The 26,776-nt window shown below is 53.6% G+C and carries 25 protein-coding genes, 1 other RNA gene and 1 other annotated feature; of the genes, 19 read left to right on the top strand and 7 right to left on the bottom strand.

Annotated features, from left to right (window positions below; all coding sequences use genetic code 11):
• The first annotated feature begins 94 nt into the window (after nt 1-94).
• Nucleotides 95-631, top strand: coding sequence for a YniB family protein (locus tag P9J57_RS11795; RefSeq protein WP_014593590.1), 537 nt, complete (start codon nt 95-97; stop codon nt 629-631).
• A 4-nt stretch (nt 632-635) separates the two neighbouring features.
• Here P9J57_RS11795 and P9J57_RS11790 read toward each other — a convergent pair whose 3' ends face one another.
• On the bottom strand, nt 636-1,529 hold the full coding sequence (locus P9J57_RS11790; RefSeq protein ID WP_015700426.1) for a fructosamine kinase family protein: 894 nt from the start codon (nt 1,527-1,529) through the stop codon (nt 636-638).
• Nucleotides 1,530-1,607: 78 nt separating this feature from the next.
• On the bottom strand, nt 1,608-1,910 hold the full coding sequence (ghoS, locus tag P9J57_RS11785) for a type V toxin-antitoxin system endoribonuclease antitoxin GhoS (RefSeq protein ID WP_019105321.1): 303 nt from the start codon (nt 1,908-1,910) through the stop codon (nt 1,608-1,610).
• A 351-nt stretch (nt 1,911-2,261) separates the two neighbouring features.
• On the opposite strand from ghoS, the gene P9J57_RS11780 reads away from it, so the two are divergent.
• The 15 genes from P9J57_RS11780 (at nt 2,262) to P9J57_RS11710 (ending at nt 15,956) form a co-directional block, all read left to right on the top strand.
• Nucleotides 2,262-3,023 (top strand): DUF481 domain-containing protein, encoded by a 762-nt coding sequence (locus tag P9J57_RS11780; RefSeq protein WP_014605966.1) that lies wholly within the window; start codon nt 2,262-2,264, stop codon nt 3,021-3,023.
• A 246-nt stretch (nt 3,024-3,269) separates the two neighbouring features.
• Nucleotides 3,270-5,198 carry a threonine--tRNA ligase gene (gene thrS, locus P9J57_RS11775; RefSeq protein ID WP_028715074.1) on the top strand — a complete coding sequence of 643 codons (1,929 nt, stop codon included), beginning with the start codon at nt 3,270-3,272 and terminating at the stop codon, nt 5,196-5,198.
• Nucleotides 5,199-5,201: 3 nt separating this feature from the next.
• Nucleotides 5,202-5,753, top strand: a complete 552-nt coding sequence (infC, locus tag P9J57_RS11770; RefSeq protein WP_026020952.1) for a translation initiation factor IF-3 — start codon at nt 5,202-5,204, stop codon at nt 5,751-5,753.
• A 100-nt stretch (nt 5,754-5,853) separates the two neighbouring features.
• Complete coding sequence (rpmI, locus tag P9J57_RS11765) at nt 5,854-6,051, top strand: 50S ribosomal protein L35 (RefSeq protein ID WP_004157374.1); 198 nt, start codon at nt 5,854-5,856, stop codon at nt 6,049-6,051.
• A gap of 44 nt (nt 6,052-6,095) precedes the next feature.
• Nucleotides 6,096-6,452 carry a 50S ribosomal protein L20 gene (gene rplT, locus P9J57_RS11760; RefSeq protein ID WP_006118956.1) on the top strand — a complete coding sequence of 119 codons (357 nt, stop codon included), beginning with the start codon at nt 6,096-6,098 and terminating at the stop codon, nt 6,450-6,452.
• A gap of 116 nt (nt 6,453-6,568) precedes the next feature.
• Nucleotides 6,569-6,694 (top strand) — a sequence feature (Phe leader region).
• Nucleotides 6,574-6,618 (top strand): pheST operon leader peptide PheM, encoded by a 45-nt coding sequence (gene pheM / locus P9J57_RS11755; protein ID WP_106120997.1) that lies wholly within the window; start codon nt 6,574-6,576, stop codon nt 6,616-6,618. Its footprint overlaps the feature before it by 45 nt.
• A 72-nt stretch (nt 6,695-6,766) precedes the next feature.
• Complete coding sequence (gene pheS, locus P9J57_RS11750; protein WP_013025578.1) at nt 6,767-7,750, top strand: phenylalanine--tRNA ligase subunit alpha; 984 nt, start codon at nt 6,767-6,769, stop codon at nt 7,748-7,750.
• A 14-nt stretch (nt 7,751-7,764) separates the two neighbouring features.
• Nucleotides 7,765-10,152, top strand: coding sequence for a phenylalanine--tRNA ligase subunit beta (gene pheT, locus P9J57_RS11745; protein WP_483279224.1), 2,388 nt, complete (start codon nt 7,765-7,767; stop codon nt 10,150-10,152).
• Nucleotides 10,153-10,156: 4 nt separating this feature from the next.
• The gene (gene ihfA, locus P9J57_RS11740; protein ID WP_006118960.1) at nt 10,157-10,459 is read left to right on the top strand and encodes an integration host factor subunit alpha; all 303 of its coding nucleotides are present in this window, start codon (nt 10,157-10,159) and stop codon (nt 10,457-10,459) included.
• Nucleotides 10,460-10,558: 99 nt separating this feature from the next.
• The gene (gene btuC / locus P9J57_RS11735; RefSeq protein ID WP_483279223.1) at nt 10,559-11,548 is read left to right on the top strand and encodes a vitamin B12 ABC transporter permease BtuC; all 990 of its coding nucleotides are present in this window, start codon (nt 10,559-10,561) and stop codon (nt 11,546-11,548) included.
• Nucleotides 11,549-11,581: 33 nt separating this feature from the next.
• A complete protein-coding gene (locus tag P9J57_RS11730; protein WP_013025582.1) occupies nt 11,582-12,127 on the top strand; it encodes a glutathione peroxidase in 546 nt (181 codons plus the stop codon).
• Nucleotides 12,128-12,877 carry a vitamin B12 ABC transporter ATP-binding protein BtuD gene (gene btuD, locus P9J57_RS11725; RefSeq protein WP_022622478.1) on the top strand — a complete coding sequence of 250 codons (750 nt, stop codon included), beginning with the start codon at nt 12,128-12,130 and terminating at the stop codon, nt 12,875-12,877.
• 66 nt (nt 12,878-12,943) lie between these two features.
• Nucleotides 12,944-13,402, top strand: a complete 459-nt coding sequence (locus P9J57_RS11720) for an NlpC/P60 family protein (protein WP_013025584.1) — start codon at nt 12,944-12,946, stop codon at nt 13,400-13,402.
• Between the two features lie 292 nt (nt 13,403-13,694).
• Entirely contained in the window at nt 13,695-14,429 is a 735-nt protein-coding gene (locus P9J57_RS11715) for an EAL domain-containing protein (RefSeq protein ID WP_014605963.1), read from the top strand.
• 90 nt (nt 14,430-14,519) lie between these two features.
• On the top strand, nt 14,520-15,956 hold the full coding sequence (locus P9J57_RS11710) for a protein adenylyltransferase SelO (protein ID WP_022622477.1): 1,437 nt from the start codon (nt 14,520-14,522) through the stop codon (nt 15,954-15,956).
• A gap of 1 nt (nt 15,957) precedes the next feature.
• On the opposite strand, the gene P9J57_RS11705 is transcribed toward P9J57_RS11710, so the two are convergent.
• Entirely contained in the window at nt 15,958-17,004 is a 1,047-nt protein-coding gene (locus P9J57_RS11705) for a 3-deoxy-7-phosphoheptulonate synthase (RefSeq protein WP_022622476.1), read from the bottom strand.
• 152 nt (nt 17,005-17,156) lie between these two features.
• Nucleotides 17,157-17,984 carry a posphoenolpyruvate synthetase regulatory kinase/phosphorylase PpsR gene (ppsR, locus tag P9J57_RS11700; RefSeq protein WP_013025588.1) on the bottom strand — a complete coding sequence of 276 codons (828 nt, stop codon included), beginning with the start codon at nt 17,982-17,984 and terminating at the stop codon, nt 17,157-17,159.
• 417 nt (nt 17,985-18,401) lie between these two features.
• Between ppsR and ppsA the strand changes: the two genes are divergently transcribed.
• On the top strand, nt 18,402-20,786 hold the full coding sequence (gene ppsA, locus P9J57_RS11695; protein WP_013025589.1) for a phosphoenolpyruvate synthase: 2,385 nt from the start codon (nt 18,402-18,404) through the stop codon (nt 20,784-20,786).
• Between the two features lie 65 nt (nt 20,787-20,851).
• Here ppsA and rprA read toward each other — a convergent pair.
• Nucleotides 20,852-20,960: antisense sRNA RprA (rprA, locus tag P9J57_RS11690), an RNA gene on the bottom strand.
• Nucleotides 20,961-21,214: 254 nt separating this feature from the next.
• Complete coding sequence (ydiK, locus tag P9J57_RS11685; protein ID WP_014605961.1) at nt 21,215-22,315, bottom strand: AI-2E family transporter YdiK; 1,101 nt, start codon at nt 22,313-22,315, stop codon at nt 21,215-21,217.
• 208 nt (nt 22,316-22,523) lie between these two features.
• Between ydiK and ydiJ the strand changes: the two genes are divergently transcribed.
• Nucleotides 22,524-25,577: a D-2-hydroxyglutarate dehydrogenase YdiJ gene (ydiJ, locus tag P9J57_RS11680; protein ID WP_029568726.1), complete on the top strand. Its 3,054-nt coding sequence runs from the start codon at nt 22,524-22,526 to the stop codon at nt 25,575-25,577.
• Nucleotides 25,578-25,608: 31 nt separating this feature from the next.
• Here the strand turns inward: ydiJ and P9J57_RS11675 are convergent, their stop codons facing one another.
• Nucleotides 25,609-26,013 (bottom strand): hypothetical protein, encoded by a 405-nt coding sequence (locus P9J57_RS11675; RefSeq protein ID WP_019105314.1) that lies wholly within the window; start codon nt 26,011-26,013, stop codon nt 25,609-25,611.
• Nucleotides 26,014-26,401: 388 nt separating this feature from the next.
• On the opposite strand from P9J57_RS11675, the gene sufA reads away from it, so the two are divergent.
• Nucleotides 26,402-26,776, top strand: a complete 375-nt coding sequence (gene sufA / locus P9J57_RS11670; RefSeq protein ID WP_013025593.1) for a Fe-S cluster assembly scaffold SufA — start codon at nt 26,402-26,404, stop codon at nt 26,774-26,776.

Raw genomic sequence — 26,776 nt, 5'->3', positions numbered from 1 at the left:
GCCTTGCCGGGCGCAGCCTGCTCTTTTTTTTGGGAAAATTCCCTAAGGGCAGGTTAGACTGAAGGCTAACAGGATTTTGGGTTCAGGAGATATCATGACCTATCAACAGGCTGGCCGTATTGCCATCCTTAAACGCGTTGTCGGCTGGATAGTTTTTTTACTGGCGTTGCTCTCCACGATCATCTCACTGCTGAGTTTTCTCTTTAAACACAGTGAAAAGAAACCCGGCATTGATGCCGTGATGCTCGATTTTATTCATGTCATGGTCGATATGATTCGTTTTAACACGCCGTTTTTGAACGTTTTCTGGCACAACTCGCCCGTGCCGGAGTTTAACGGCCAGATGAACCTGGGGTTCTGGCTAATCTATATTCTGATCTTCATCGGGCTGGCCCTGGAAGCGTCAGGTGCGCGTATGGGGAGGCAGGTTCGCCATGTCCGCGAAGGCATTGAAGACCAGATGATCCTCGAACAGGCGAAAGGCAGCGAAGGGCGCACGCGTCAGCAGGTGGAAGAGAAGGTGCGCATTCCTCGTCACACCATTTTTCTGCAGATTTTCCCGCTCTATATTTTGCCCATCGTGATTGTTATCGCCGGATATTTTCTGCTTTCGTTACTCGGTTTTCTCTAACCGGTCAGGCCGGTTTAGCCTGGCCGGCCGCCAGCGCGTCGTCGTCCAGTAACTGACCTACGGCAAACTGCGCGGCCCCCAGCCAGTTGCCGCCGAACACGTTGGCCCGGTTTAGCAGATAATAAAGCTGATAAACCGGCTGGCGCTGTGAGAAGCCATCCGGCAGTGGCCAAACCTGATTATAGCCGTCGAAGATTTCTCTGGGCAGATCGTTAAACCAGCTCAGCATCGCCAGATCACATTCTCTGTCGCCCCAGTAACAGGCCGGATCAAAAATCCATGGCCCGTTCTGGCTGGCTGCGCAGTTGGCGGGCCACAGATCGCCATGCAGCAGGGAAGGTTGCGGGTGATGGGAGGCCAGGGTGCGCTGCACACAGTCGACAATCAGCTCGGCATTGCCGTAGAGAATGCCTTTCTCGGCGGCAATTTGCAGCTGCCAGCCGATACGCTGCTCTGCAAAAAAGACTGACCAGCGCCGTAGCCAACTGTTTGGCTGAGGTGTGGTGGTCAGGTTGTTATCGAAATCAAGACCAAACTGCGGTTGTTCGCTCCACTGATGCAGATGTGCCAATTGCTGGCCCAGCTGCAGTGCGCTGTGCGCATCGAGAGGCTGAGGCTTGATGTATTCCAGCAGCAGAAAGCTGTAGTCGCGATCGCTGCCCACCCCGTAGACCTCAGGGACCCGGACGGTCTGCGTACGGCGCAGCAGGGCGAGTTGATCGGCTTCCCAACTGAACAGCGAAACCTTATCGCGGCTGTTGCATTTGACAAAGACATCCTGCTCACCATAGCGAATCAGCCAGGCGGGATGCACATCGCCACCGGGGAGCTCGTGGCGTTGGGTAATATCGGCGTCACCAAATTGCTCGCTTAACAGACGACTAATGGCTGACCACATCGGGTTATCCTCTTTATTCGCTGCCTGAATTCGATTGTAACGCGTTAGCACTGCGCAAAGTCTGCGCCTGCGCACAGACTACTCTGTTGAACGTGCTGCGTCGCGCAGAAAATCGTCAAGCGTGGTGAGCGTCACGTCGGGCGTTTGTCCCAGCGCGCTTTCGCCCGCGGCAATAACCTGCTGTTTTAAATCCTCCTGCGTAAGCGTAGTCACAATGCCAAAACTGTTGGTGCCAAGCTCATGCGGGTTTCCCTTGTCATCCATCAGCGTGGTAGAAAAGCCGCCGGAGGTCATTGCCCCGGTTAACGTCAGCACCTCACTGAGACCGGTTTCCCGGTAATGAAACGTGACGACATAGCGGTGTAAATTCCCGTTGCTCATTCTGCACCTCGGTATGCTCAAATAATACACAGCGTAGTACAGGGTGAAAAAACAGGCGAATAATGAAGGAGATGAGGCGTAAAATCAGATCAATCTGTGTGCAAATTTCGCTGATATTCCAGGCAAAATCCTGTGTAAATCTTGTAAATGAAAAGATGCCATTTGCCAAAAATGGCTCTATAATGCGCGCCGAAATCAGGTTAACGCCTAGTGAATACGCGGCGTTACGCTAAAGTATGCCGTTCTGAGCGAATTCATGTTTTTTTACAAAAGTTACCGTAAATTGCATTGATCGCATTGGGAAACCCTTCAGAATCTTCGTTTTTAAAACTGCTGCACGGATCACATTTAATGAAAGCCTTTAACAAGCTGTCTGCTGTTCTTTTGCTCTCTGCCGGAGCGTTTTGTCACCAGGCGCTGGCCGATAATGCTGTCTTTACCGCAATGGATGACCCTTCAACGGCGAAAAAGCCTTTTGAAGGTTCTGCTTCTGCGGGTTACCTGGCACAAACCGGTAACACCACCAGTTCATCATTGACCGCGCAAACCAATATGACCTGGTACACAGAATCAATGGCCTACAGCTTGTGGGGTAACGCCGCAAACACCTCTGCCAACGATGAGCGTTCTTCGGAAACCTACAACCTGGGTGCCCGTTCGCGTTACAACATGAGCGCCTACGACTACCTGTTTGGTCAGGCAAGTTGGTTGAGCGATCGTTATAACGGCTATGATTCTCGTGATGTGCTGACCGCTGGTTATGGTCGCCAGATTCTGAACGGCCCGGTGCATTCACTGCGTGCTGAATTCGGTCCGGGTGTGCGTTACGACGATTACCGCGACGGCGATCATAAAACGCAGGGGCTGGCTTACGGCGCTGTGAGCTATCAGTGGCAACTTACCGACACCACTAAGTTCATTCAGGGTGTTTCCGTACTGAGCTCGCTGGGAGAAGACACCACGGTGAACTCAGAAACGGGTTTACAGGTGGCTATTAACGATCACTTTGCCCTCAAGCTGGCCTACAACGTGACCTGGAACAACAACCCACCGGCTTCTGCACCAGACCGTACCGATACCCGAACTTCCGTCATGCTGACCTACGCGATGTAACAGGCGTCAGGATGTCTGAAAAAGCGCGGTCTGGCACAGTGCCTGGCCGCTTTTTTTTGATCTCTCTGAGGCTTAGCGAGAAATACATGGGTTTTGCTCGCGCCTGAAAACTGCTATTATCCGTCCCGCATTACACTCCTGGCGACATTCCGACAATGTGGGTCTGACATAACGCCAGGTCAATAAAACTACTCAATTTTGTATGTAAGCTTTCGTGTGGCTTACCACTGCAACTAAGGACATTCTATGCCTGTAATTACGCTTCCTGATGGCAGTCAGCGCTCATACGACCACCCTGTCAGCGTCATGGATATCGCGCTTGATATTGGTCCCGGTCTGGCAAAAGCCTGCATCGCCGGACGAGTTAACGGTGAACTGGTTGATGCGGTCGATCCCATCACCGACGACGCGTCTGTTGCCATTATCACTGCCAAAGACGAAGCGGGTCTGGAGATCATCCGCCACTCCTGCGCGCATCTGTTAGGCCATGCGATTAAGCAGCTGTGGCCAGATACCAAAATGGCGATCGGTCCGGTGATCGACAACGGCTTCTATTATGATGTCGATATCGATCGTACCCTGACCCAGGAAGACATTGAGCTGCTGGAAAAACGCATGCATCAGTTGGCCGAGACCAACTACGATGTTGTGAAGAAAAAAGTCAGCTGGCAGGAAGCGCGCGATGTCTTCGCGGCGCGAGGTGAAGTTTACAAGACCACCATCCTGGATGAGAACATCAGTCATGACGATCGCCCCGGGCTGTATCATCATGAAGAATATGTCGATATGTGCCGCGGTCCGCACGTACCGAACATGCGTTTCTGTCACCATTTTAAACTGCAGAAAATCTCCGGCGCATACTGGCGCGGCGACAGCGACAACAAAATGCTGCAGCGCATTTACGGTACAGCATGGGCAGATAAGAAACAGCTGGCGGCTTATTTACAGCGTCTGGAAGAGGCGGCGAAGCGCGACCACCGTAAAATTGGTAAGCAACTCGACCTCTATCATATGCAGGAAGAAGCGCCGGGCATGGTTTTCTGGCATAATGACGGCTGGACAATTTTCCGTGAGCTGGAAGTGTTCGTCCGCAGTAAGCTAAAAGAGTACCAGTATCAGGAAGTTAAAGGCCCGTTCATGATGGATCGGGTGCTGTGGGAAAAGACCGGCCACTGGGAAAACTATAAGGATGCGATGTTCACGACCTCTTCTGAGAACCGTGAGTACTGCATCAAACCGATGAACTGCCCAGGGCACGTCCAAATTTTTAACCAGGGGCTGAAATCGTATCGCGATTTGCCGCTGCGTATGGCTGAGTTCGGTAGCTGCCACCGTAATGAACCTTCAGGTGCTTTGCATGGCCTGATGCGTGTGCGGGGCTTTACCCAGGATGATGCGCATATTTTCTGTACGGAAGATCAGCTGCGTACCGAAGTGAACAGCTGTATCCGCATGGTTTATGACATGTACAGCACCTTTGGCTTTGAAAAGATTGTGGTGAAACTGTCCACCCGTCCTGAAAAGCGTATTGGTTCTGACGAAACCTGGGATCGTGCAGAAGAAGATCTGGCTGCGGCGCTCAATGAAAACAACATTGAGTTTGAGTACCAGCCGGGTGAGGGCGCGTTCTACGGCCCTAAAATTGAATTTACACTATACGATTGCCTTGACCGCGCCTGGCAGTGTGGAACGGTTCAGCTAGACTTTTCCCTGCCTAAGCGTCTGGATGCCACCTATGTGGGTGAAAACAACGATCGTCAGACGCCGGTAATGATTCACCGTGCGATTCTGGGTTCGATGGAGCGCTTCATCGGTATTTTGACCGAGGAGTTCGCCGGTTTCTTCCCAAGCTGGCTGGCGCCGATGCAGGCTGTGGTAATGAATATTACCGACGGTCAGGCAGAATATGTTGAGACTTTGACACGTAAATTGCAGAATGCTGGCATTCGTGTGAAAGCGGACTTGAGAAACGAGAAGATAGGCTTTAAAATCCGCGAGCACACATTACGTCGCGTCCCTTATATGTTGGTCTGTGGTGATAAAGAGGTGGAAGCTGGCAAAGTGGCCGTTCGCACCCGCCGTGGTAAAGACCTTGGGTCGATGGACGTCGATGTGTTTGTTGAGAAGCTGCAGCAAGAGATTCGCAGCCGCAATCTTCACCAATTGGAGGAATAAAGTATTAAAGGCGGAAAACGAGTACAACCTACGCGTCCGAATCGCATCAACAGTGAAATTCGCGCAACAGAAGTGCGCTTAACAGGCGTTGAAGGCGAGCAACTTGGTATTGTAAGTCTACGCGAAGCTCTGGAAAAAGCTGAGGAAGCGGGTGTAGATTTAGTTGAAATCAGCCCGAACGCCGAACCGCCGGTTTGCCGCATCATGGACTACGGCAAGTTCCTCTATGAAAAAAGTAAATCTTCTAAGGAACAGAAGAAGAAACAAAAAGTTATTCAGGTTAAGGAAATCAAATTCCGTCCTGGAACCGATGATGGCGACTATCAGGTCAAACTACGCAACCTGATTCGCTTTCTGGAAGAAGGCGATAAAGCCAAAATCACGCTGCGTTTCCGCGGTCGTGAGATGGCGCACCAGCAGATCGGTATGGAAGTGCTTAACCGCGTCCGTAAAGACCTGTGTGAAGATCTGGATTTGGCCATTGTCGAATCCTTCCCTTCGAAGATCGAAGGCCGCCAGATGATCATGGTGCTCGCTCCTAAGAAGAAACAGTAGGCATTCAAGTAGCAATGACCGCGCAGCGCTTGCGTTGTGCGGTTTGTTGTTCGCCTGTCTGGGTCATGTTATCAACAATGCGAAGTGGATATTTTTTAAAATGCCAAAGATTAAAACTGTACGTGGCGCGGCTAAGCGCTTCAAGAAGACCGCTTCTGGCGGCTTCAAGCGTAAACACGCAAACCTGCGTCATATTCTGACTAAGAAATCTACTAAGCGTAAACGTCACCTGCGTCCGAAAGGCATGGTGTCTAAAGGCGATCTGGGTCTGGTTATTGCCTGCCTGCCGTACGCATAAGTAAATTTTTTTAATTAATTCAGAATATTAAACAGGAGAGCTAAATGGCTCGTGTAAAACGTGGTGTAGTTGCTCGCGCACGTCACAAAAAAATCTTAAAACAAGCTAAAGGTTACTACGGTGCACGTTCACGTGTTTACCGCGTTGCCTTCCAGGCTGTTATCAAAGCTGGTCAGTATGCTTACCGCGACCGTCGTCAACGTAAGCGTCAGTTCCGTCAGCTGTGGATCGCGCGTATCAACGCAGCAGCGCGTCAGAACGGTATGTCTTACAGCCGTTTCATCAATGGTCTGAAAAAAGCAGCCATTGAAATTGACCGTAAAATCCTGGCCGACATCGCCGTATTCGACAAAGTGGCATTCACTGCACTGGTAGAAAAAGCGAAATCAGCGCTGGCGTAAGTCAGTTGAAAAAGGGAGCTTGCTCCCTTTTTTATTACCTGTAACCTGAGCAAAAGATTGACTTTTTCGCCGATGCGCATTTCAATAGTGCCGTTGGAAATCATGACAAGGTAACGCAAGCATGAATGCTGCTATTTTCCGTTTCTTTTTTTACTTTAGCGCCTGACAATCAGGGGCTTTTGCGCATAAGAAAAGAAACGAAAAATCGCGCTGAAAGCCTCCCACGTGGAGGCTTTTTTTGTTTTTGGCGCTGGCATATTGGACCGGCAGGTCCCAACAAGTACTAACCAGCCTGACTGGAAAAAGAGGAAAACATGTCCCAACTAGCAGAACTGGTGGCGAACGCCACGGCGGCCATCGACGGGGCGACCGATATCGCCGCCCTTGACGCGGTGCGCGTCGAATATCTGGGGAAGAAAGGGCATCTGACATTACAGATGACCACATTGCGTGAATTGCCAGCGGAAGCGCGTCCTGCGGCCGGTGCGGTGATTAACGAGGCTAAACAGCAGGTAACGGATCGTCTGAACGCGCGTAAAGAGGAGATGGAGTCTGCGGTCCTTAATGCCCGTCTGGCGGCAGAAACCATCGACGTTTCCCTGCCGGGACGCCGTATCGAAAACGGCGGCCTGCATCCGGTGACCCGCACCATCGATCGTATTGAAACGTTCTTTGGCGAGCTGGGCTTTGCGGTAGTGACCGGTCCGGAAATTGAAGACGATTATCATAACTTCGATGCGCTCAATATTCCGGGCCATCACCCGGCGCGTGCCGATCATGATACTTTCTGGTTTGATGCCACGCGCCTGCTGCGCACGCAAACCTCAGGCGTGCAAATTCGCACCATGAAGAACCAGCAGCCGCCTCTGCGCATTATTGCGCCGGGCCGCGTGTACCGTAACGATTACGATCAGACGCACACGCCGATGTTCCACCAGATGGAAGGGCTGATCGTCGATAAGAATATCAACTTCACCAACCTGAAAGGCACGCTGCACGATTTCCTGAACAACTTCTTTGAGGAAGATTTGCAGATCCGCTTCCGTCCTTCCTATTTCCCGTTTACCGAGCCGTCCGCTGAAGTGGATGTGATGGGTAAAAACGGCAAGTGGCTGGAAGTGCTGGGCTGCGGCATGGTGCACCCCAATGTTCTGCGCAATGTCGGTATCGATCCGGAAGTCTATTCAGGCTTCGCCTTTGGCATGGGCATGGAGCGCCTGACCATGCTGCGCTACGGCGTGACCGATTTACGCGCATTCTTCGAAAATGATTTACGTTTCCTCAAACAATTTAAGTAAGGGCAGGTTATCCAATGAAATTCAGTGAACTCTGGTTACGCGAATGGGTAAATCCAGCCCTTGACAGTGCGGCCTTATCTGAGCAAATCACCATGGCCGGCCTGGAAGTGGACGGCGTTGAGCCCGTTGCGGGCGCGTTTCACGGCGTCGTGGTCGGTGAGGTAGTGGAATGCGGTCAGCACCCTAATGCCGACAAACTGCGTGTGACCAAAATCAATACCGGCGGCGATCGGCTGCTGGACATCGTCTGCGGCGCACCAAACTGCCGTCAGGGCCTGAAAGTCGCAGTCGCCACCGTGGGTGCCGTGCTGCCGGGCGATTTTAAAATTAAAGCGGCTAAGCTGCGCGGCGAACCGTCCGAAGGCATGCTGTGCTCGTTCTCTGAGCTGGGGATTTCCGACGACCACAGCGGCATTATCGAACTGCCCGCCGATGCGCCGATTGGCACGGATATCCGTGACTACCTGCAGCTGGACGACAACACCATTGAAATCAGCGTCACGCCTAACCGCGCAGACTGCCTGGGCATTATCGGGATTGCCCGCGATGTGGCGGTGCTGAACAGCCTGCCGCTTAACGCGCCGGTCATTGAGCCGGTTGCGGCGACGATTGCTGATACGTTACCGATTAATGTCGAAGCCACCGCTGCCTGCCCACGCTATCTGGGCCGTGTCGTGAAAGGCATCAACGTCAGCGCAGCAACGCCGCTGTGGATGAAAGAGAAGCTGCGTCGCTGTGGTATTCGCTCTATCGATCCGGTCGTTGATATCACCAACTACGTGTTGCTCGAACTGGGCCAGCCAATGCACGCGTTCGATCTGGACCGCATTGACGGCGGTATCGTCGTGCGGATGGCGAAAGATGGTGAGGCGCTCACGCTACTGGATGGCACAGAGGTGAAGCTCAGCAGCGATACGCTGGTGATTGCCGATCATCAGAAAGCCCTGGCGATGGGCGGCATTTTTGGTGGTGAACATTCCGGTGTAAACGGCGAAACGCAAAATATTTTGCTGGAGTGTGCCTGGTTCGAACCGCTGGCGATTGCGGGCCGCGCACGCCGTCATGGTTTGCACACCGATGCATCACATCGCTACGAGCGCGGTGTGGATTCTGCACTGCAACACAAGGCGATGGAACGCGCGACTCAGCTGCTGCTGAGCATCTGCGGCGGTGAAGCGGGCCCGGTTATCGATCAGACGTCGGCGGACGCCTTGCCGCAACCGGCCACGATCATGCTGCGTCGTGAAAAGCTGGATCGGCTGATTGGTCATGTTGTCAGCGATGAGCAGGTCACGGATATTCTGACGCGCCTGGGTTGTCAGGTCAGCGTAACCCCTGGGGAATGGCAGGCAGTCGCCCCCGCCTGGCGCTTCGATATGGCTATCGAAGAGGATCTGGTAGAAGAGATTGCCCGCATTTATGGTTACAACAATATCCCGGATGTGCCAGTTCAGGCCGGTCTGGTCATGACAAAGCACCGTGAAGCTAACCTGTCGCTGAAGCGTGCAAAAATGCTGTTAGTGGATAAAGGCTACCAGGAAGCCATCACCTACAGCTTCGTGGACCCGAAAGTACAGCAGTTGCTGCATCCGGGTGAAGAGGCGCTGCTGCTGCCCAGCCCGATCTCCAGCGACATGTCCACCATGCGTTTGTCACTGTGGACTGGCTTACTCAGCGCGGTGGTCTATAACCAGAACCGTCAGCAGAGCCGCGTGCGTCTGTTTGAGAGCGGTCTGCGATTTGTTCCTGATACTCAGGCGGATCTCGGTATTCGTCAGGATCTAATGCTGGCAGGCGTGCTGAGTGGCAACCGCTATGAAGAACACTGGGATCTGGCGCGTCAGACCGTTGACTTCTATGATTTGAAAGGTGATTTAGAGTCATTGCTGGATTTAACCGGCAAGTTGAATGCGATTAGCTTTCGTGCAGAGGCGAATCCAGCGCTCCATCCTGGACAAAGTGCGGCAATTTATTTACAGGATGAACGAATCGGATTTATCGGAGTGGTTCATCCCGAGCTTGAACGTAAGCTGGATCTCAACGGTCGTACCTTAGTCTTTGAACTGCTTTGGAATAAGGTCGCAGACCGCGTCCTGCCTGATGCGCAAGAGGTTTCACGCTTCCCGGCAAACCGCCGTGATATCGCCGTTGTTGTGGCCGAAAATGTGCCGGCAGCAGATATCATCGCAGAGTGTAAGAAAGTTGGCGTAAATCAGGTAGTTGGCGTAAACTTGTTTGACGTGTACCGAGGTAAGGGTGTTTCCGAGGGCTATAAGAGCCTCGCAATCAGCCTGATTTTGCAGGATACCAGCCGGACACTCGAAGAAGAGGAGATTGCCGCGACGGTTGCCAAATGCGTTGCGGCATTAAAAGAGCGATTCCAGGCAACCTTGAGGGATTGAACCTATGGCGCTTACAAAAGCTGAGATGTCAGAATACCTGTTTGAGAAACTCGGGCTGAGCAAACGTGACGCAAAAGAGTTGGTGGAGTTGTTTTTCGAAGAGGTTCGCCGCGCGTTGGAAAATGGAGAACAGGTTAAACTGTCGGGGTTTGGTAATTTTGACCTGCGTGACAAAAACCAACGTCCGGGCAGAAACCCAAAAACGGGAGAAGATATTCCCATTACTGCGCGTCGCGTAGTGACCTTCCGTCCAGGGCAGAAGCTTAAAAGTCGCGTTGAAAACGCCACACCAAAAGACAGTGACTGATCCCAGTGTTTCAAAAAGGCCGCGCAAGCGGCCTTTTTCATTTCTTTTTTTCGCAATCCTTTTACAATCAATCCTCTGTCATTCTGGCTAATTCTGCTTATGTCCCAGCTTGAACAACTTGCTCTGCACAGCGATCGCCGCAGTAAAGCCTGGCTTTTGGGTCTCGGCAGCCTGCTTCTGGTGTTATTTATCCTCAGCCTGTGCGCGGGTGAGCGCTGGATAAGCCCCACACAATGGTTCAGCGACAGCGGCAGGCTTTTTGTCGGCCAGCTTCGCCTGCCGCGCAGCCTTGCGGTTATCCTGGTGGGGAGCGCGCTGGCTCTGAGCGGCGTTGTCATGCAGGCGTTGTTTACCAACCCACTGGCCGAACCCGGGCTGCTTGGCGTTTCCAACGGGGCCGGCATTGGCCTGGTCGCGGGCGTTCTGTTGAGCAGCGGTTCGCTATGGAGCCTCAGCTTTTCGGCAATGGCCGGTGCGCTGGTCGTTACCCTGATTCTGTTGCATTTTGCCCGGCGTCATTTATCCGTCACGCGTTTGCTGCTCACTGGCGTTGCGCTGGGGATTATTTGCAGCGCGATCATGACGTGGGCCGTCTATTTCAGCAGCAGCCTCGATCTGCGCCAACTCATGTACTGGATGATGGGCGGCTTCAGCGGTATCGACTGGCGCTATGGCTGGATGATGCTGGCGCTGCTGCCGGTTATCCTGGCGCTCATCACAGCGAGCAGGGTGCTTAACTTACTGGCGCTGGGGGAAACGTCAGCCCGCCAGCTTGGGTTGTCACTGTTTTACTGGCGTAATCTGCTGGTGTTGGCCACGGGATGGCTGGTTGGCGTCAGCGTGGCGCTTGCTGGCGCAATTGGCTTTGTGGGCCTGGTGATTCCGCACCTGCTGCGGCTGGTGGGGCTGAATGACCACCGTGCGCTGCTGCCGGCTTCGGCGCTGGCGGGAGCCAGCGTATTGCTTGGCGCGGATATTATTGCCCGCCTGGCGCTGGCCTCCGCTGAGTTACCCATCGGCGTGGTCACGGCAACGCTCGGCGCACCGCTGTTTATCATCTTGTTAGTCAAATCGTCACGTCAGCTTTAGCTGACATACATGCATTAACCACAGGAACTCCGTATGAGCATTTATCAAACTGAACTGGTTACACTGGATGGTGAGAAAACGGCGCTGTCCTCCTGGCAGGGACAGGTGCTGCTGGTGGTCAACGTGGCCTCTAAATGCGGCTTAACCCCACAATATGAAGCGCTGGAAAATATTCATAAAGCCTGGCATGAGCAGGGCTTCAGCGTGCTGGGTTTCCCCTGCAACCAGTTTCTGGAGCAGGAGCCAGGCAGTAGCGAAGAAATCAAAACGTTTTGCAGCACGACCTACGGTGTGACGTTTCCGATGTTCGAAAAGTGTGAGGTCAATGGTGAGCATCGTCATCCGCTTTATGCACAGCTGGTCGCGGCGAAACCCGAGGCCGTGCGTCCGGAAGAGAGTGGTTTTTATGAGCGCATGGTCAGCAAAGGACGGGCTCCCAAAGCGCCGGGCGATATTCTGTGGAACTTCGAAAAATTCCTGATAGGGCGTGATGGCAGCGTTATTCAGCGTTTCTCACCGGACATGTCGCCAGAAGATCCCATTATTCTGGAAACGATCAAACAGGCGCTGGCAAAGTAAGTGTTGCTTAGGCTGGAAAATGCAGCCGTTCCCGGACGGCTGCAACCGGTAAGCGGCACGATGCAGGCCGGGCAACGGGTGCATCTGGTGGGGCCGAATGGCGCAGGGAAGAGCACACTGCTGTCAGCCCTGGCGGGATTGGAACCCTTTACCGGCCGCGCCACGCTACTGAATACCGCCCTCGCCAGTTGGACTGGCCCGGCGCTGGCCAGCGTGCGCAGCTGGCTGCCTCAGCAACAGCTTCCTCCGGGGCAGATGCCGGTTTACCACTATCTGCGGCTGCATCTTTCGTCTTCCACCTCGCCAGATGAAGCCCGACTCGTCACGATACTGTCGCGGTTGCAGTTGGATGATAAATTAGCCTGGCCATTGACCCAGCTCTCCGGTGGTGAGTGGCAGCGGGTGCGGCTTGGCGCGGTAATGATGCAAATCGATCCGCAGATCAACGCCAGAGGGCAATTACTGATCCTGGATGAGCCCATGACGGCGCTGGATGTTGCTCAACAAAAAGCGGTGGACGATCTGATTAGTGAACTCTGTGCCGCAGGCGTTTGCGTTGTCGCCAGCAGTCACGATCTTAACCATAGCTTATGGTATGCCAATCAGGTCTGGCTGTTACATCAGGGCCAGGTGGTGTTGCAGGGCGAGCCTGCGGATGTCCTTCGGCCAGAACAGCTTTCGCCCCTGTACGGCATTCCGTTTCGTCAGCTCATCTTAGAAGGACGGCCTCTGCTGACCGTTTTGCCCTGAGACTTGCCACCTGGCGCGCTTTGCCGCTACATTAATCCGGTTACTCTTTATTAAGGATGAGCTGTTATGCGCATGGGGTTGCTGTTATTCGCTTTATTGCTGGTGGGCTGTAGCCATCATGCACCGCCCATTAACAGTCGCCTCTCTGACTCCATCACAGTGATAGCGCAACTCAGAGATCAACTGGGAAGCTGGCGGGGCACGCCTTACCGTTATGGTGGCATGAGCCGCGGCGGGGTGGACTGTTCAGGCTTTGTCTACCTGACGTTTCGCGACAGGTTTGATCTGCAACTTCCCCGCACCACTTCCGCACAAAGCGATATCGGCACCCGCATCAGCAAAGACGATCTCTTGCCCGGTGATCTGGTGTTCTTCAAAACGGGGAGTGGTGAAAATGGCCTGCATGTGGGCATTTATGACACGGATAACGCTTTCATCCATGCGTCCACCAGTCAGGGCGTAATCCGCTCTTCGCTGGATAATGTCTACTGGCGGAAGGTCTTTTGGCAGGCGCGCCGCATCTAATTTCTCCGCTGGAAAACCAGTGGATTTGTGCGGATTAAATCAGAAAAAAAACGGACCTGGAAAAATATTCTTAATTCGGATTTAACCGGTTCGTTTTATTTATAACACCGGACCTAAGAATGTTTTTCACGGTTAACAGAATTGTTCCTGGAATTATTTGGCTTAAAGTTTATTTTTTTAGCCTAACGGTAATGAAGCGATAAAAATATCCATCTCATCAGTCCTTTGCTACTATTGCCAGTATGTTTTTAATCATATACGATGCACTATCGCCACATATTCTGGCTGTAAAATGAAAATTCACCTGTCTGCCGACTACCAGTCGGAAATTTGGTTTTATGCCGCCTGTTCTCAGGAAGGGCACTTAACCGCCATTGAGCTGGCTACGCAGTTCGTGCACGAGAGTGCGCCGATCACGTTGCCGCAGGATGTTCTGTTGCCTCAGCTTGATGAGACACAGCGCCTGCGCCTGCTGCAGCGCCAGATCTCGCTGCTGGAAAAACACCAGACGTTTTTTGAAACCCATCACCTGCTGGCTTTTATGCCTGTCGATGAGGGCATGGCGAACACCATTCTCGAGAGTGAGTTTCTGACGCGCAAAATAAAACAGCTTCCTTTTATAATGCTGGATATCAGCGAAACGTTTCTCTCGCTGAATTTGGGAAAAAATAACCCATTAATCGCCGCGTTAAATCGTGAGTTTAAATTGTCTCTGTCCCATTTTGGCGCAGGGAAATCCTCCACGACAGCCGTTTACGATAATCTGTTTAGCTGTATCAGACTGGATAAACACTTTATTCACTCACTGTCTAAACGTGCTTCTTTTTTACCATTTATGCAGAGCATCATCGATAATTTCCGCAGCCATTGCGATCGGATGATTATTTGTGGTGTGGATGATGAAATTTTACTGGATAAAGTTAGCCAGCTCAGTAACGTCCACCTCCAGGGCGCGCTGTTTCCAGTGGTTAAATCAGACGCCTTTGAGACGTTAATCTACTCTGAGCAATTCCTGCACACTCCCTGATACTCGCACGCCTGCCGCCTGTCCAATCCTGGTCATCAACGCTACACTGTGGGTTTTATCACACGATACCCGGTGTCGTTGGGAGAATTGATGATCTTTGATAACAGCTGGTTTCGTGAGCTTCCTGGCAGCTATACCGCGTTAAACCCTACGCCACTTGCGGGCGGCCGACTGCTGTATCACAACGCGCCGCTGGCGAAGGCAATGGCACTGGACAGCGCATTGTTTTCCGGGCAGGGCCATGGCGTGTGGTATGGTGCCGCGTTATTACCCGGCATGGCACCGCTGGCCCAGGTCTACAGTGGGCATCAGTTCGGCGTCTGGGCCGGTCAGTTGGGGGATGGCCGCGGTATTCTGCTGGGCGAGCAGCGGCTGGAAGACGGTCGCAGGCTCGACTGGCACCTGAAAGGCGCCGGGCTAACGCCTTATTCGCGGATGGGCGACGGTCGTGCCGTTGTACGCTCCACGGTGCGTGAATTTCTCGCCTCTGAAGCGCTGCATCATTTAGGCATTCCCACCACGCGCGCACTCACCCTTGCCGTTAGCGACGAGCCCGTGTACCGCGAGACCGCCGAACGTGGCGCGATGCTGATGCGTATTGCACCGAGTCACCTGCGCTTTGGGCATTTCGAACACTTTTTTTACAGCCAGCAGCCGGAACAGGTCAAACAGCTGGCAGACTATGCCATTCGCCACCACTGGCCGCAGCTGGTGGATGAGGCCGATCGTTATCAGCTGTGGTTTGCCGATATCGTGCTGCGCACTGCGCGACTGATCGCCCAGTGGCAAAGCGTGGGCTTCGCTCATGGCGTAATGAATACCGACAACATGTCGATCCTCGGCCTGACCCTCGATTACGGTCCCTATGGTTTTCTGGATGACTATCAGCCGGATTATATCTGCAATCACAGCGATTATCAGGGCCGCTACAGCTTCGAGAATCAGCCCATGATTGGCTTATGGAACCTCAACCGACTGGCCCATGCGTTATCGGGGTTAATGAGTACCGAACAGCTCAAACAGGCCTTAAGCGGCTATGAGAATGCGCTTATGCGCGTCTGGGGAGAGCGGATGCGGGCGAAGCTGGGCCTGCTGACGGCCGATGCCGGGGATAATGAGATTCTTACCGAATTACTCAGCTTAATGAGTCAGGAACGCAGCGACTATACGCTCACGTTCCGTCTGTTAAGTGATACGCAGCAGGCGGAGAGCCGTTCGCCACTGCGAGATGAATTTATCGATCGTTCTGCTTTTGATCGCTGGTATCAGCGCTACCGTCAACGCCTGCTGCAGGAGCAGGTTGGCGATGCCGAACGGCAGCAGGTGATGAAAGCCGCCAATCCAGCCGTGGTGCTGCGTAACTACCTTGCTCAACAGGTGATAGACGAGGCGGAGAAGGGAGAGAGCGGCGCGTTGGCGCGTTTACATCAGGCGCTTCAGCAGCCTTTTAGTGACGCGGCGGCCGCTGAATATCGTCAACGGCCACCGGACTGGGGCAAGACACTGGAGGTCAGCTGCTCAAGCTGATTTACAGACGGTGAGAAACCGCCTCAGCTAACAGCGCAAGGACCTCTTCGCTGTCCTGCCAGCTGAGGCAGGGATCGGTGATCGACTGACCGTAAGTCAGGGGTTCACCGCTCACCACTTTTTGATTGCCTTCCTCAATAAAACTTTCAATCATTACCCCGGCAACGGCGCGAGAGCCGCTTTTAATCTGCCCGGAGACGTCCAGTGCAACATCGCGCTGACGGCGATGCTGCTTGAGGCAGTTGCCGTGGCTGAAATCAATCACCAACTGCTGCGTCAGACCAAACTCAGCTAAACAGGCAGCGGCTTCGGCAACGTCGCCTGCATGATAATTAGGCTGTTTGCCGCCACGCAGAATCACATGGCCGTGCGGATTACCGCTGGTCTGGTAAATCGTCATCTGACCTTGTTTGTCGGGCGACAGAAACATATGGCTGGCACGGGATGCACGAATGGCATCCACGGCAATGCGGACGTTTCCATCTGTTCCGTTTTTAAAACCGACCGGGCAGGAGAGCGCCGAGGCCATTTCACGATGGATCTGGCTTTCGGTGGTCCGGGCGCCAATTGCCCCCCAGCTAATCAGATCGGCAATAAACTGGCCGATCACCATATCCAGGAATTCGGTGGCGGTCGGTAAACCCAACGCATTGATATCAATCAGTAGCTTGCGGGCGATGCTGATGCCGCGATTAACGTCAAAGCTGCCGTCCAGATCGGGATCGGAAATCAGGCCTTTCCAGCCCACAACCGTGCGTGGTTTTTCGAAATAGGTGCGCATCACGATTTCCAGCCGATCCTGATAACGCTCACGCAGGGCGACCAAACGCTGAGCGTAATCCAGCGCGGCGACCGGGTCATGCAGCGAACAGGGGCCAATCACCACCAGCAGACGGGGATCTTCCCCGGTCAGAATGCGTGCAATGCGCTTGCGTGCGGCGGTGATGTTATCGGCCATGGTTGTCGAAAGCGGGTGTTCAGCTGCCAGACTGGCAGGGGAAATCAGGCTGCCAATGCGCGCGGTGCGCAGTTCATCAGTTTTGTTCATGGTGTTCTCTAAGCTTTTTCTTCGCAGCGGTGAAATACCGGGAAGTGATGATGGTCACAATAAACCATTAACCTGCGAATTCAAGCGACAACATGATAATGAAAGTCAAAATGACGGCAGCGGGACGTTACAGCGCCGCCGTCGGCAATTGACTAATACATGCGGCGCGTCAGGCCCATAATATCGAGGATTTTCGTCGCAATCTCTTCCACAGAGTAGTTGGTACTGTTGAGGTAGCGAATCTGGTGAGTGCGAAACAGCGCTTCAACTTCACCCACTTCCAGCCGACACTGGCGCATAGAGGCATAGCGGGTATTTTCTGCGCGCTCCTGACGAATGGCCGCCAGGCGTTCCGGATCGATCGTCAGGCCAAACAGCTTGTGCTGATGCTGACGCAGGGCGGGAGGCAATTTCAGATTATCCATGTCGTCGGCGATAAACGGATAGTTAGCAGCACGGATACCGAACTGCATGGCAAGATACAGGCTGGTGGGTGTTTTACCGCAGCGCGAAACGCCTAACAGGATCACCTGCGCATCCTCCAGGCCGCGCAACGAAATGCCGTCATCATGCGCCAGCGTGTAATCGATTGCCGCAATACGGGCATCGTATTTGCCGAGATTGCTGGCATCAAGCCCGTGGGTGCGGTGCGCAACCGGTGCCGGTGACAACCCCAACTCCTGCTGAAGCGGCGCGACCAGTGCCTGCACAATGTCCTGGCAGAAGCCTTCGCTCTGCACAATGATGTCACGGACTTCAGGCGTAACAATGGAAAAAAACACCAGTGGGCGCACGCCGCTTTGCTGATAAAGCGCATTGATTTGCGCCTTAACGGCCTGCGCACGCTGTACGTTTTCAACAAACGGCAGGGTCACGCTCGTGGTGTTAACCGGAAACTGAGATAACACGGCATGGCCTAATACTTCGGCTGTAATTGCTGTCCCGTCGGAGATGTAGAAAACGCTTCTGTCGGTGGTCATAAGTCGTGCCTCGGGCAGGGAAGTCGTAAAAACAAGTGAGATAATATAAGCATGCCTTCAGGGGCAAGTGTAGTCTGGGGCATCGTTTCCCTCTCGCTTTTGCATCATGACGTCACGTATTCCCCCCTTTTTTGCGCCATTAAAACCGCCTCAGGTGACAGACAACGCCTGTGTTTGTTGCGCAACAAAAACGCCGCATAACAGGCAGTAAAAAAAATAATGAGCGAATTATCAGCGTATTAGCAAAAAATACGGGCCTTGCGCAACGCTGAAAAAAACCAGGCGCAATTCTGAAACTGTGTCTGAGAATCTGCTTTAACGATTCAACAGATCGTGTTTAATCAGACGTTATGCCAGGCTGGATTTGTTAATAGCAGGATTTTCCATGTGCCCATTCATTAATAAAGGATCAGTTCAATGTCCAATAAAGGCGAACAGCCGTTAGTACTTTGGTACAACCAGCTTGGCATGCATGATGTTGATCGGGTGGGAGGCAAAAATGCTTCTCTGGGTGAGATGATTACCAATTTGTCATCTCTGGGCGTGTCCGTTCCCAACGGTTTTGCGACCACCTCCTGGGCCTTTAATCAGTTTCTTGAGCAGAGCGGTCTGAACCAGCGTATTTATGCTTTGCTGGATGACACCAATATTGATGATGTGGATCAACTGGCGAAGGCGGGTAAGCAGATACGGCAGTGGGTAGTCGAAACCCCGTTCCAGCCTGAACTGGAAGCCGCGATTCTTTCGGCCTATGAGCAGCTCTCTGCCGACGATGCTGAGGCATCCTTCGCCGTGCGCTCATCCGCCACCGCCGAAGATATGCCTGACGCGTCCTTTGCTGGCCAGCAGGAAACTTTCCTGAACGTGCAGGGCATCGAGTCAGTCATGGTGGCAGTGAAACACGTTTATGCCTCACTGTTTAACGATCGCGCTATCTCCTATCGCGTCCATCAGGGTTACGACCATCGCGGCGTGGCGCTGTCGGCGGGGATTCAGCGCATGGTGCGATCCGATCTGGCGTCCTCAGGGGTCATGTTCACCATTGATACCGAATCGGGCTTTGATCAGGTGGTGTTCATTACCGCCGCGTTGGGCCTGGGCGAAATGGTGGTACAGGGCGCGGTGAATCCGGACGAGTTTTATGTGCACAAGCCGACGCTGGCTGCGAAACGTCCCGCTATCGTTCGCCGCAACATGGGCTCGAAAAAGGTGCGGATGGTTTACGCCGACTCGCGTGAACATGGCGAGCAGGTGCGCATCGAAGATGTGGCGGAAGCCGAGCGCGATCGTTTCTGTCTGAGCGATGCCGAAGTGGAGGCGTTGGCCCATCAGGCGGTACTGATTGAGCAACACTACAAGCGCCCGATGGATATTGAGTGGGCCAAAGACGGCCACACCGGGAAGTTATTTATTGTCCAGGCGCGCCCTGAAACCGTGCGTTCCAACGGTCAGGTCATGGAGCGTTACAGCCTGCAGGGACAGGGCAAGGTGGTGATTGAAGGCCGTGCGATTGGTCACCGCATCGGCGCCGGTACCGTCAAGGTCATTCACGATATCAGCGAAATGAACCGCATCGAAAAAGGTGACGTGCTGGTGACCGATATGACCGATCCCGACTGGGAACCGATCATGAAAAAAGCCTCCGCCATTGTGACGAACCGCGGCGGCCGTACCTGCCATGCCGCGATTATCGCGCGTGAGCTGGGCATCCCGGCGGTGGTTGGCTGTGGTGATGCCACCGAGCGGCTGAAAGAGGGACATACCGTTACCGTATCCTGTGCTGAGGGCGATACCGGCTATGTCTACGATGAACTGCTCGACTTCGACGTCACCAGTTCGCAGGTTGATACCATGCCGGACCTGCCGCTTAAAATCATGATGAACGTGGGCAACCCGGATCGCGCGTTTGATTTCGCCTGTTTGCCAAACGAAGGGGTTGGTCTGGCGCGGCTGGAATTTATTATCAACCGCATGATCGGCGTGCATCCGAAAGCGTTGCTGGAGTTCGATCAGCAAACCCCTGAACTGCAGAAGCAGATTCGTCAGATGATGAAAGGTTTCGACGATCCGGTTGAGTTTTACATCGCCCGTCTGACCGAAGGGATCGCGACGCTGGGCGCGGCGTTCGCGCCGAAGCGCGTTATTGTCCGCCTGTCGGATTTTAAAACGAACGAATATGCCAATCTGGTGGGTGGGGAACGTTACGAACCCGAAGAGGAAAACCCGATGCTGGGGTTCCGTGGCGCAGGCCGCTATGTCTCCGAGAGTTTCCGCGACTGTTTCGCGCTGGAGTGCGAAGCGGTGAAGCGCGTACGCAATGAGATGGGGCTGACCAACGTGGAAATCATGGTGCCCTTTGTGCGTACGGTCGATCAGGCTCAGGCGGTGGTAGAGGAATTGGGTCGCCAGGGACTGAAGCGCGGCGAGAACGGGCTCAAGGTCATTATGATGTGTGAAATCCCCTCGAATGCCCTGCTGGCCGAGCAGTTTTTACAACACTTTGACGGTTTCTCCATCGGCTCTAATGATATGACTCAGCTGGCGCTGGGGCTGGATCGCGACTCCGGCGTGGTATCGGCCTTGTTTGATGAGCGTAATGAGGCGGTCAAAGCGCTGCTGTCCATGGCGATTCAGGCGGCGAAAAAACAGGGCAAATACGTAGGAATATGCGGTCAGGGGCCGTCAGATCATCAGGATTTCGCGGCCTGGTTGATGGAGCAGGGCATCGACAGTCTGTCTCTGAATCCGGACACCGTGGTGGAAACCTGGTTAAGCCTGGCGGCGCTAAACAAACCCGCCTGAGGTGATGGATAACCTCCGATGCCAGAAGGCCAGCGCAAGCTGGCTTTTTTTTTGCTTTTTGACAGGCAAAAAAAAGCCCATCACAGGGGATGGGCAAAGACTACACACAGCAATTCTTTACGCTACTCAGGGGAAATTAGGGCGTTTAGAAATCAGTAACTTGATTTCCAACATAGGAAACATGGTATTCACACGGCTCGCTGGCGTCTTTAAGAATCCTCTTATTAGTTTAAAGGAAATAATATTTTGACGGCTAGGGAGAGCGTTTCGGACCGTTATTATGTTTAGAAAGTAATCATTTTAAGGCGGGAGAGGGGCTAAAGGCGTAAAACATGCGTTTTATCTTAAAGTACGCTAATGAAAAAAAGGCTGGCGATATCTTAATCAGCCAGCCCACTTAACGAGTACTAATCATATAAAAGGAGGGATCAGGGCTTTTGCTCCGGTGATTCACTTACCACGCTTAGCGGATCGGCCTGCGGCGCAGGCACTTCATGCATCCAGACAGAGACCAGTCGGTAAGAGACAGCCAGCACAACCGGCCCGATAAACAGGCCGATCATACCAAACGCGATTAATCCCCCGATAACGCCGGACAGAATCAGAATCAGCGGCAGATCGGCGCCCATACGAATCAGCACCGGCCGCAAAATATTGTCCAGCGTGCCCACAACACAGCTCCAAATCAGCAGTACCGTGCCCCAGGTGGTGTCCCCACTCCAGTAGAGATAAACAATCGCGGGCACCAGCACCAGCAGCGGGCCGATCTGCACCAGGCAGCAGAGGATCATCAACACGGTCAGCAATGTGGCGTAGGGGATACCGGAAACGGCTAACCCGATACCGCCCAGTACGCCCTGCACCAACGCAGTGACGACAACGCCCAGCGCCACCGCGCGTACTGCCTGTCCGGCCAGCAATACGGCAGCATCACCGCGTCGGCCAGCCATGCGCCAGGCAAAATGCCGAATGCCCTGTGCCGCCTGCTCACCTCGCCAGTAGAGCAGTACGCTGAACAACAGCATCACGGCCAGGTGGATCATAAAACGGCCAAAGTGCCCGGCCTGCGCCACAAAAAAACCGGTGGTGCGGCCAACATAAGGTTGTAACTTCGCCATGATCGCTGCGCCGCCGCCCGCCACCAGTTTCTGATAACTGGCATACAGTTTCTCACCCACCATGGGAATATCGTTGAGCCAGCTCAGAGTGGGTAACATATGTCCCTGAGTCGCCCAGGCGATGACCGGTGCGCTGTTATCTATCAGGCTGTTAACCAGCAGGGCAACCGGGATGATAAACAGCAGGAGCAGCAGGATAGTCATCACAATGACCGCCAGCGAACGCCGCCCCCACAGCAGGCGCTGTATCTTCAGCATCAGGGGCCAGGTGGCAATAACCACCATGCTTGCCCAGGCGAAGCCCAATATGAATGGCTGGACAACCCACAAGCACGCGGCGATCAGGAGTAAAATAAAAATCAGGGTAAATAACATCTGGGGAAGATCAATCTGCCGTTCCAGGCTTTTCATCTTGTGCGTTACCTCATTGGAATTCGTCAACTCAGGGGATGACGCTGCCCCGTAATCATGGGCTATTTCAGGGCGTTTAAACAGGCTTGTAAAGAAAAGGTTTCAGCCCTTCCTGAAAAAACGACAGCGCGGTGGGAAATGTGATAAAACTGAGGATTAAAGCAAGATACAGACGCAAACCTACACAACATCTTTGGTCACATACTCCATGATCCCACAGATTTCTCAGGCACCGGGTCTTATCCAGCGGGTGCTGACATTTCTTGAAACCCTCAAAGCGCAGGGTTTCACCGGCGATACCGCCACCAGCTACGCCGACAGACTTTCGCTTTCAACCGATAACAGCATCTATCAGCTCCTGCCCGATGCGGTGCTTTTCCCGCGCTCGACGGCAGACGTGGCACTGATAGCCCGACTGGCGGGTGAAGCGGCGTTCTCCAGTCTGGTCTTCACCCCGCGCGGTGGCGGCACCGGGACCAACGGTCAGTCGCTCAATCAAGGCATCATTGTGGATATGTCGCGCCACATGAACCGCATCCTGGAAATCAACACCGAACAACGCTGGGTGCGCGTCGAGGCTGGGGTAGTCAAAGATCAACTTAATGCGTACCTGAAACCTTTTGGATTCTTCTTTTCACCGGAACTCTCCACCAGTAACCGCGCCACCCTGGGCGGCATGATTAACACGGATGCATCCGGTCAGGGCTCTCTGGTCTACGGTAAAACCTCTGACCATGTTTTAGGGCTCAGGGCCGTGCTGCTCGGCGGCGATATTCTGGATACCCGACCGGTGCCTACCGCGCTGGCTGAAAATCTGGCGCAAACGCCCACGCCTGAAGGCCGAATTTATCAGCAGGTGCTCACCCGCTGCCGTGAGCATCGCGAACTGATTCTGGAAAAGTTTCCTAAGCTCAACCGCTTCCTGACCGGTTACGACCTGCGCCACGTGTTTAGCGATGACATGCAGACCTTTGACCTGACGCGGCTGCTGTGTGGTGCAGAGGGAACGCTGGCGTTTATCAGCGAAGCCCGTCTGGATATCACGCCGCTGCCCAAAGTCCGGCGCGTGGTTAATATTAAATATGACGCCTTCGATTCTGCACTTCGCAATGCCCCCCTGATGGTCGAGGCGCAGGCGCTGTCGGTGGAAACGGTTGACTCGAAAGTGCTCAATCTGGCGCGGGAAGATATTGTCTGGCACTCCGTGCGCGAGCTGATTACGGCTATCCCGGATAAAGAAATGTTAGGGCTGAATATCGTTGAGTTTGCCGGGGATGATGCCGGGCAAATCGATCGGCAGATCACACAGCTTTGCGCCCGTCTGGATACGTTGATGACGCAGCAGCAGGGCGGGGTGATCGGCTATCAGCTCTGTGACGATCTGGACGGTATTGAACGCATCTATAACATGCGTAAAAAGGCGGTGGGCTTACTCGGTAATGCCAAAGGCCGTGCCAAACCGATCCCCTTTGTTGAAGATACCGCCGTTCCACCTGAACACCTTGCCGACTATATTGTTGAGTTTCGCGCGCTTCTGGACAGCCATGGTCTGAGTTATGGCATGTTCGGTCACGTGGACGCCGGCGTGCTGCATGTCCGTCCGGCCCTGGATATGTGCGATCCCCATCAGGAAATGATGATGAAGCAAATTTCCGATGAGGTGGTTGCCTTAACTGCACGCTATGGTGGCCTGCTGTGGGGAGAACATGGCAAGGGATTCCGCGCGCAGTACAGTCCGGCCTTTTTTGGCGAAACGCTGTTTAACGAGCTGCGCCGCATTAAAGCGGCCTTCGATCCCCACAATCGTCTCAATCCCGGTAAGATTTGTACGCCTTTCGACAGCGAGGCGGCAATGATGCAGGTAGATGCGACGAAACGGGGCAGCTACGATCGTCAGATCCCCCTTCAGGTACGAGAAACCTGGCGCGGTGCGCTTGAGTGCAACGGTAACGGATTGTGCTTTAACTTCGATGCCCGCAGTCCGATGTGCCCGTCAATGAAAATCACCCGTAACCGCATTCACTCGCCGAAGGGGCGCGCGACCTTAACGCGGGAATGGCTTCGGTTGCTGGCAGAGCAGGGCGCCGATCCGGTGATGCTGGAGAAAAAGCTGCCGGAAAGTTCCCTGTCGCTTCGCGCGCTGATAAGCAGAATGCGCAATACCTGGTATGCCAATAAAGGGGAATATGATTTTTCGCATGAGGTGAAAGAGGCGATGTCCGGCTGCCTGGCCTGTAAAGCCTGCTCGACCCAGTGCCCCATAAAAATTGACGTTCCGGCCTTCCGCTCGCGTTTTTTACAGCTTTACCATACACGCTATTTGCGCCCGTTCAGCGACCATCTGGTGGCGGGCGTAGAAAGCTATGCGCCCCTGATGGCGAAAGCACCGGGGGTGTTTAACTTTTTCCTGAAACAGCCCTGGGCGACCTCATTCAGTAAGACACACATTGGCATGGTCGACCTGCCTTTATTGTCCTCGCCTACGCTCAAGCAGCAGTTGAGTGGTCATCCGGCGATGAATATGACGCTGGAGCAGCTCGAAGCGCTCAGTGAAACACAGCGAGCCCAAAAAGTGCTGGTGGTGCAGGATCCCTTTACCAGTTTCTATGAAGCCAAACTGGTACATGATTTTATCCGGCTGATTGAGAAACTGGGATACCAGCCCGTTCTGCTGCCGTTCTCACCCAACGGCAAAGCGCAGCATGTGAAAGGCTTTTTGCAACGCTTTGCGCGTACGGCCAGTAAAACAGCCGATTTCCTGAATCGCGTGGCAAAGCTGGGCATGCCGATGGTGGGGATCGATCCGGCAACGGTGCTCTGTTACCGCGATGAGTATCACCAGATGTTGGGCGAGGCCCGTGGCGATTTCAACGTGCTTCTGGTACATGAGTGGCTCCATCAGGCGCTGCAGGAACGTGAGGTGCAGGTCACCAGCGGAGAAGCATGGTATCTGTTCGCTCACTGTACCGAAGTGACCGCTCTGCCGGGCACGCCCGGTCAGTGGCAGGCGATCTTCTCACGCTTCGGCGCAAAGCTCGAAAACATCAATGTGGGCTGTTGCGGCATGGCCGGCACCTACGGTCATGAGAGCCAGAACCTGGAGAACTCCCTGGGAATTTATGCGCTGTCATGGCATCCGCAATTGCAGAAACTGCCGCGCCAGCGCTGCCTGGCAACCGGTTTTTCCTGCCGCAGTCAGGTCAAACGCGTGGAGGGCAACGGCATGCGTCATCCTCTTCAGGCACTGCTTGAGTTAATCTGAAAAGGTGAGGCGACGCCGGACGCAGGTTGGATTAGAATATCCAGCCTGCGTGCCTGACGAATTCACTCTGCAATACGGTGGCTTGTTCCCATTCACCGGTTATCGCGAGTTGATGACACAGCTGAGTCAGGGAGAGTCGCGCCAACTGGTAAGCCTGGATGCGAAACAGCCGGTCACGATCCGGGTTTTGCATCTCCTCGACCAGCCGGTGGTGAAGTTTGCCCATGGCATGCAGATAACTCAGGTCATCGCCGTTCAACTGGCAGATCTCTGCCATGTCTAAACAGGTATCGTTAAACTGACGCAGTTGCTGAATCGTACATTCAGCCCGGTTGAGTTTGGCCTGTGCCAGGTAAAAATCAACGGTGAGATCGCGAACGGAAAAACGGTATTCATCGAGTTTATGTTGAAGCCAGGCTGAAACCGATAACGACATAACGCGCCTCAATGTTGAATGATAATAATTATCATATTCAACTGGAGCGGGAATGCAATTCCCCGGCAAGAAATTTTTTTCGATTTATCTCACCTGTCGGTATAATCGGAAATAACAATCTGTTTACATGCCAGAAAGGCGTAACCTATCAATACAGGCATTATCGTAAAGGTGCCATTTAAAAATTTACGATTTATTAACAGGTTACAGAACCCGAATTCAGTGGGCGCTCGCCGATGCAAGCCTGGCTGCAGCGACTATGCTTAAGAAATGAGCTGTAAAAATAGCATCTTATGATTATCCCTGCAAAACAAGAGGTTGAAGTGATTTGTCAGATCACTACCATAGGGGGATAGCCTGAAAAGGTCCGGACTCAAGAGGTATCAACATGTCATCCGTGAATGCAGACTCTTTCTCACCCGACGAGTATGTGTGGAAAGGGTTAACGCTGACTGAAACCGCAGCGAAACAAATTCTAAATCTGGCCGCAGAAAACCCAGAAGTCAAGGGCCTGCGTTTAGCAATTAAACAATCCGGCTGTGCCGGTTTTGGTTATGTAATGGATCTGGTGAAGCAGCCAGAAGAGGATGATCTGCAGTTTAGCTACTACGGCGCAACCTTGTTTGTGCCGCTTCAGGCAATGCCGTTTATCGATGGCACCGAAGTGGATTATGTTCGCGAAGGCCTGAATCAGATTTTTAAATTCAATAACCCTAAAGCTCAGCACGCCTGCGGGTGCGGTGAAAGCTTTGGCGTCGAGTAA

It is taken from the genome of Pantoea sp. nfd-35, from assembly GCF_056892255.1.
This window is presented reverse-complemented; position numbering and strand designations above follow the sequence as displayed.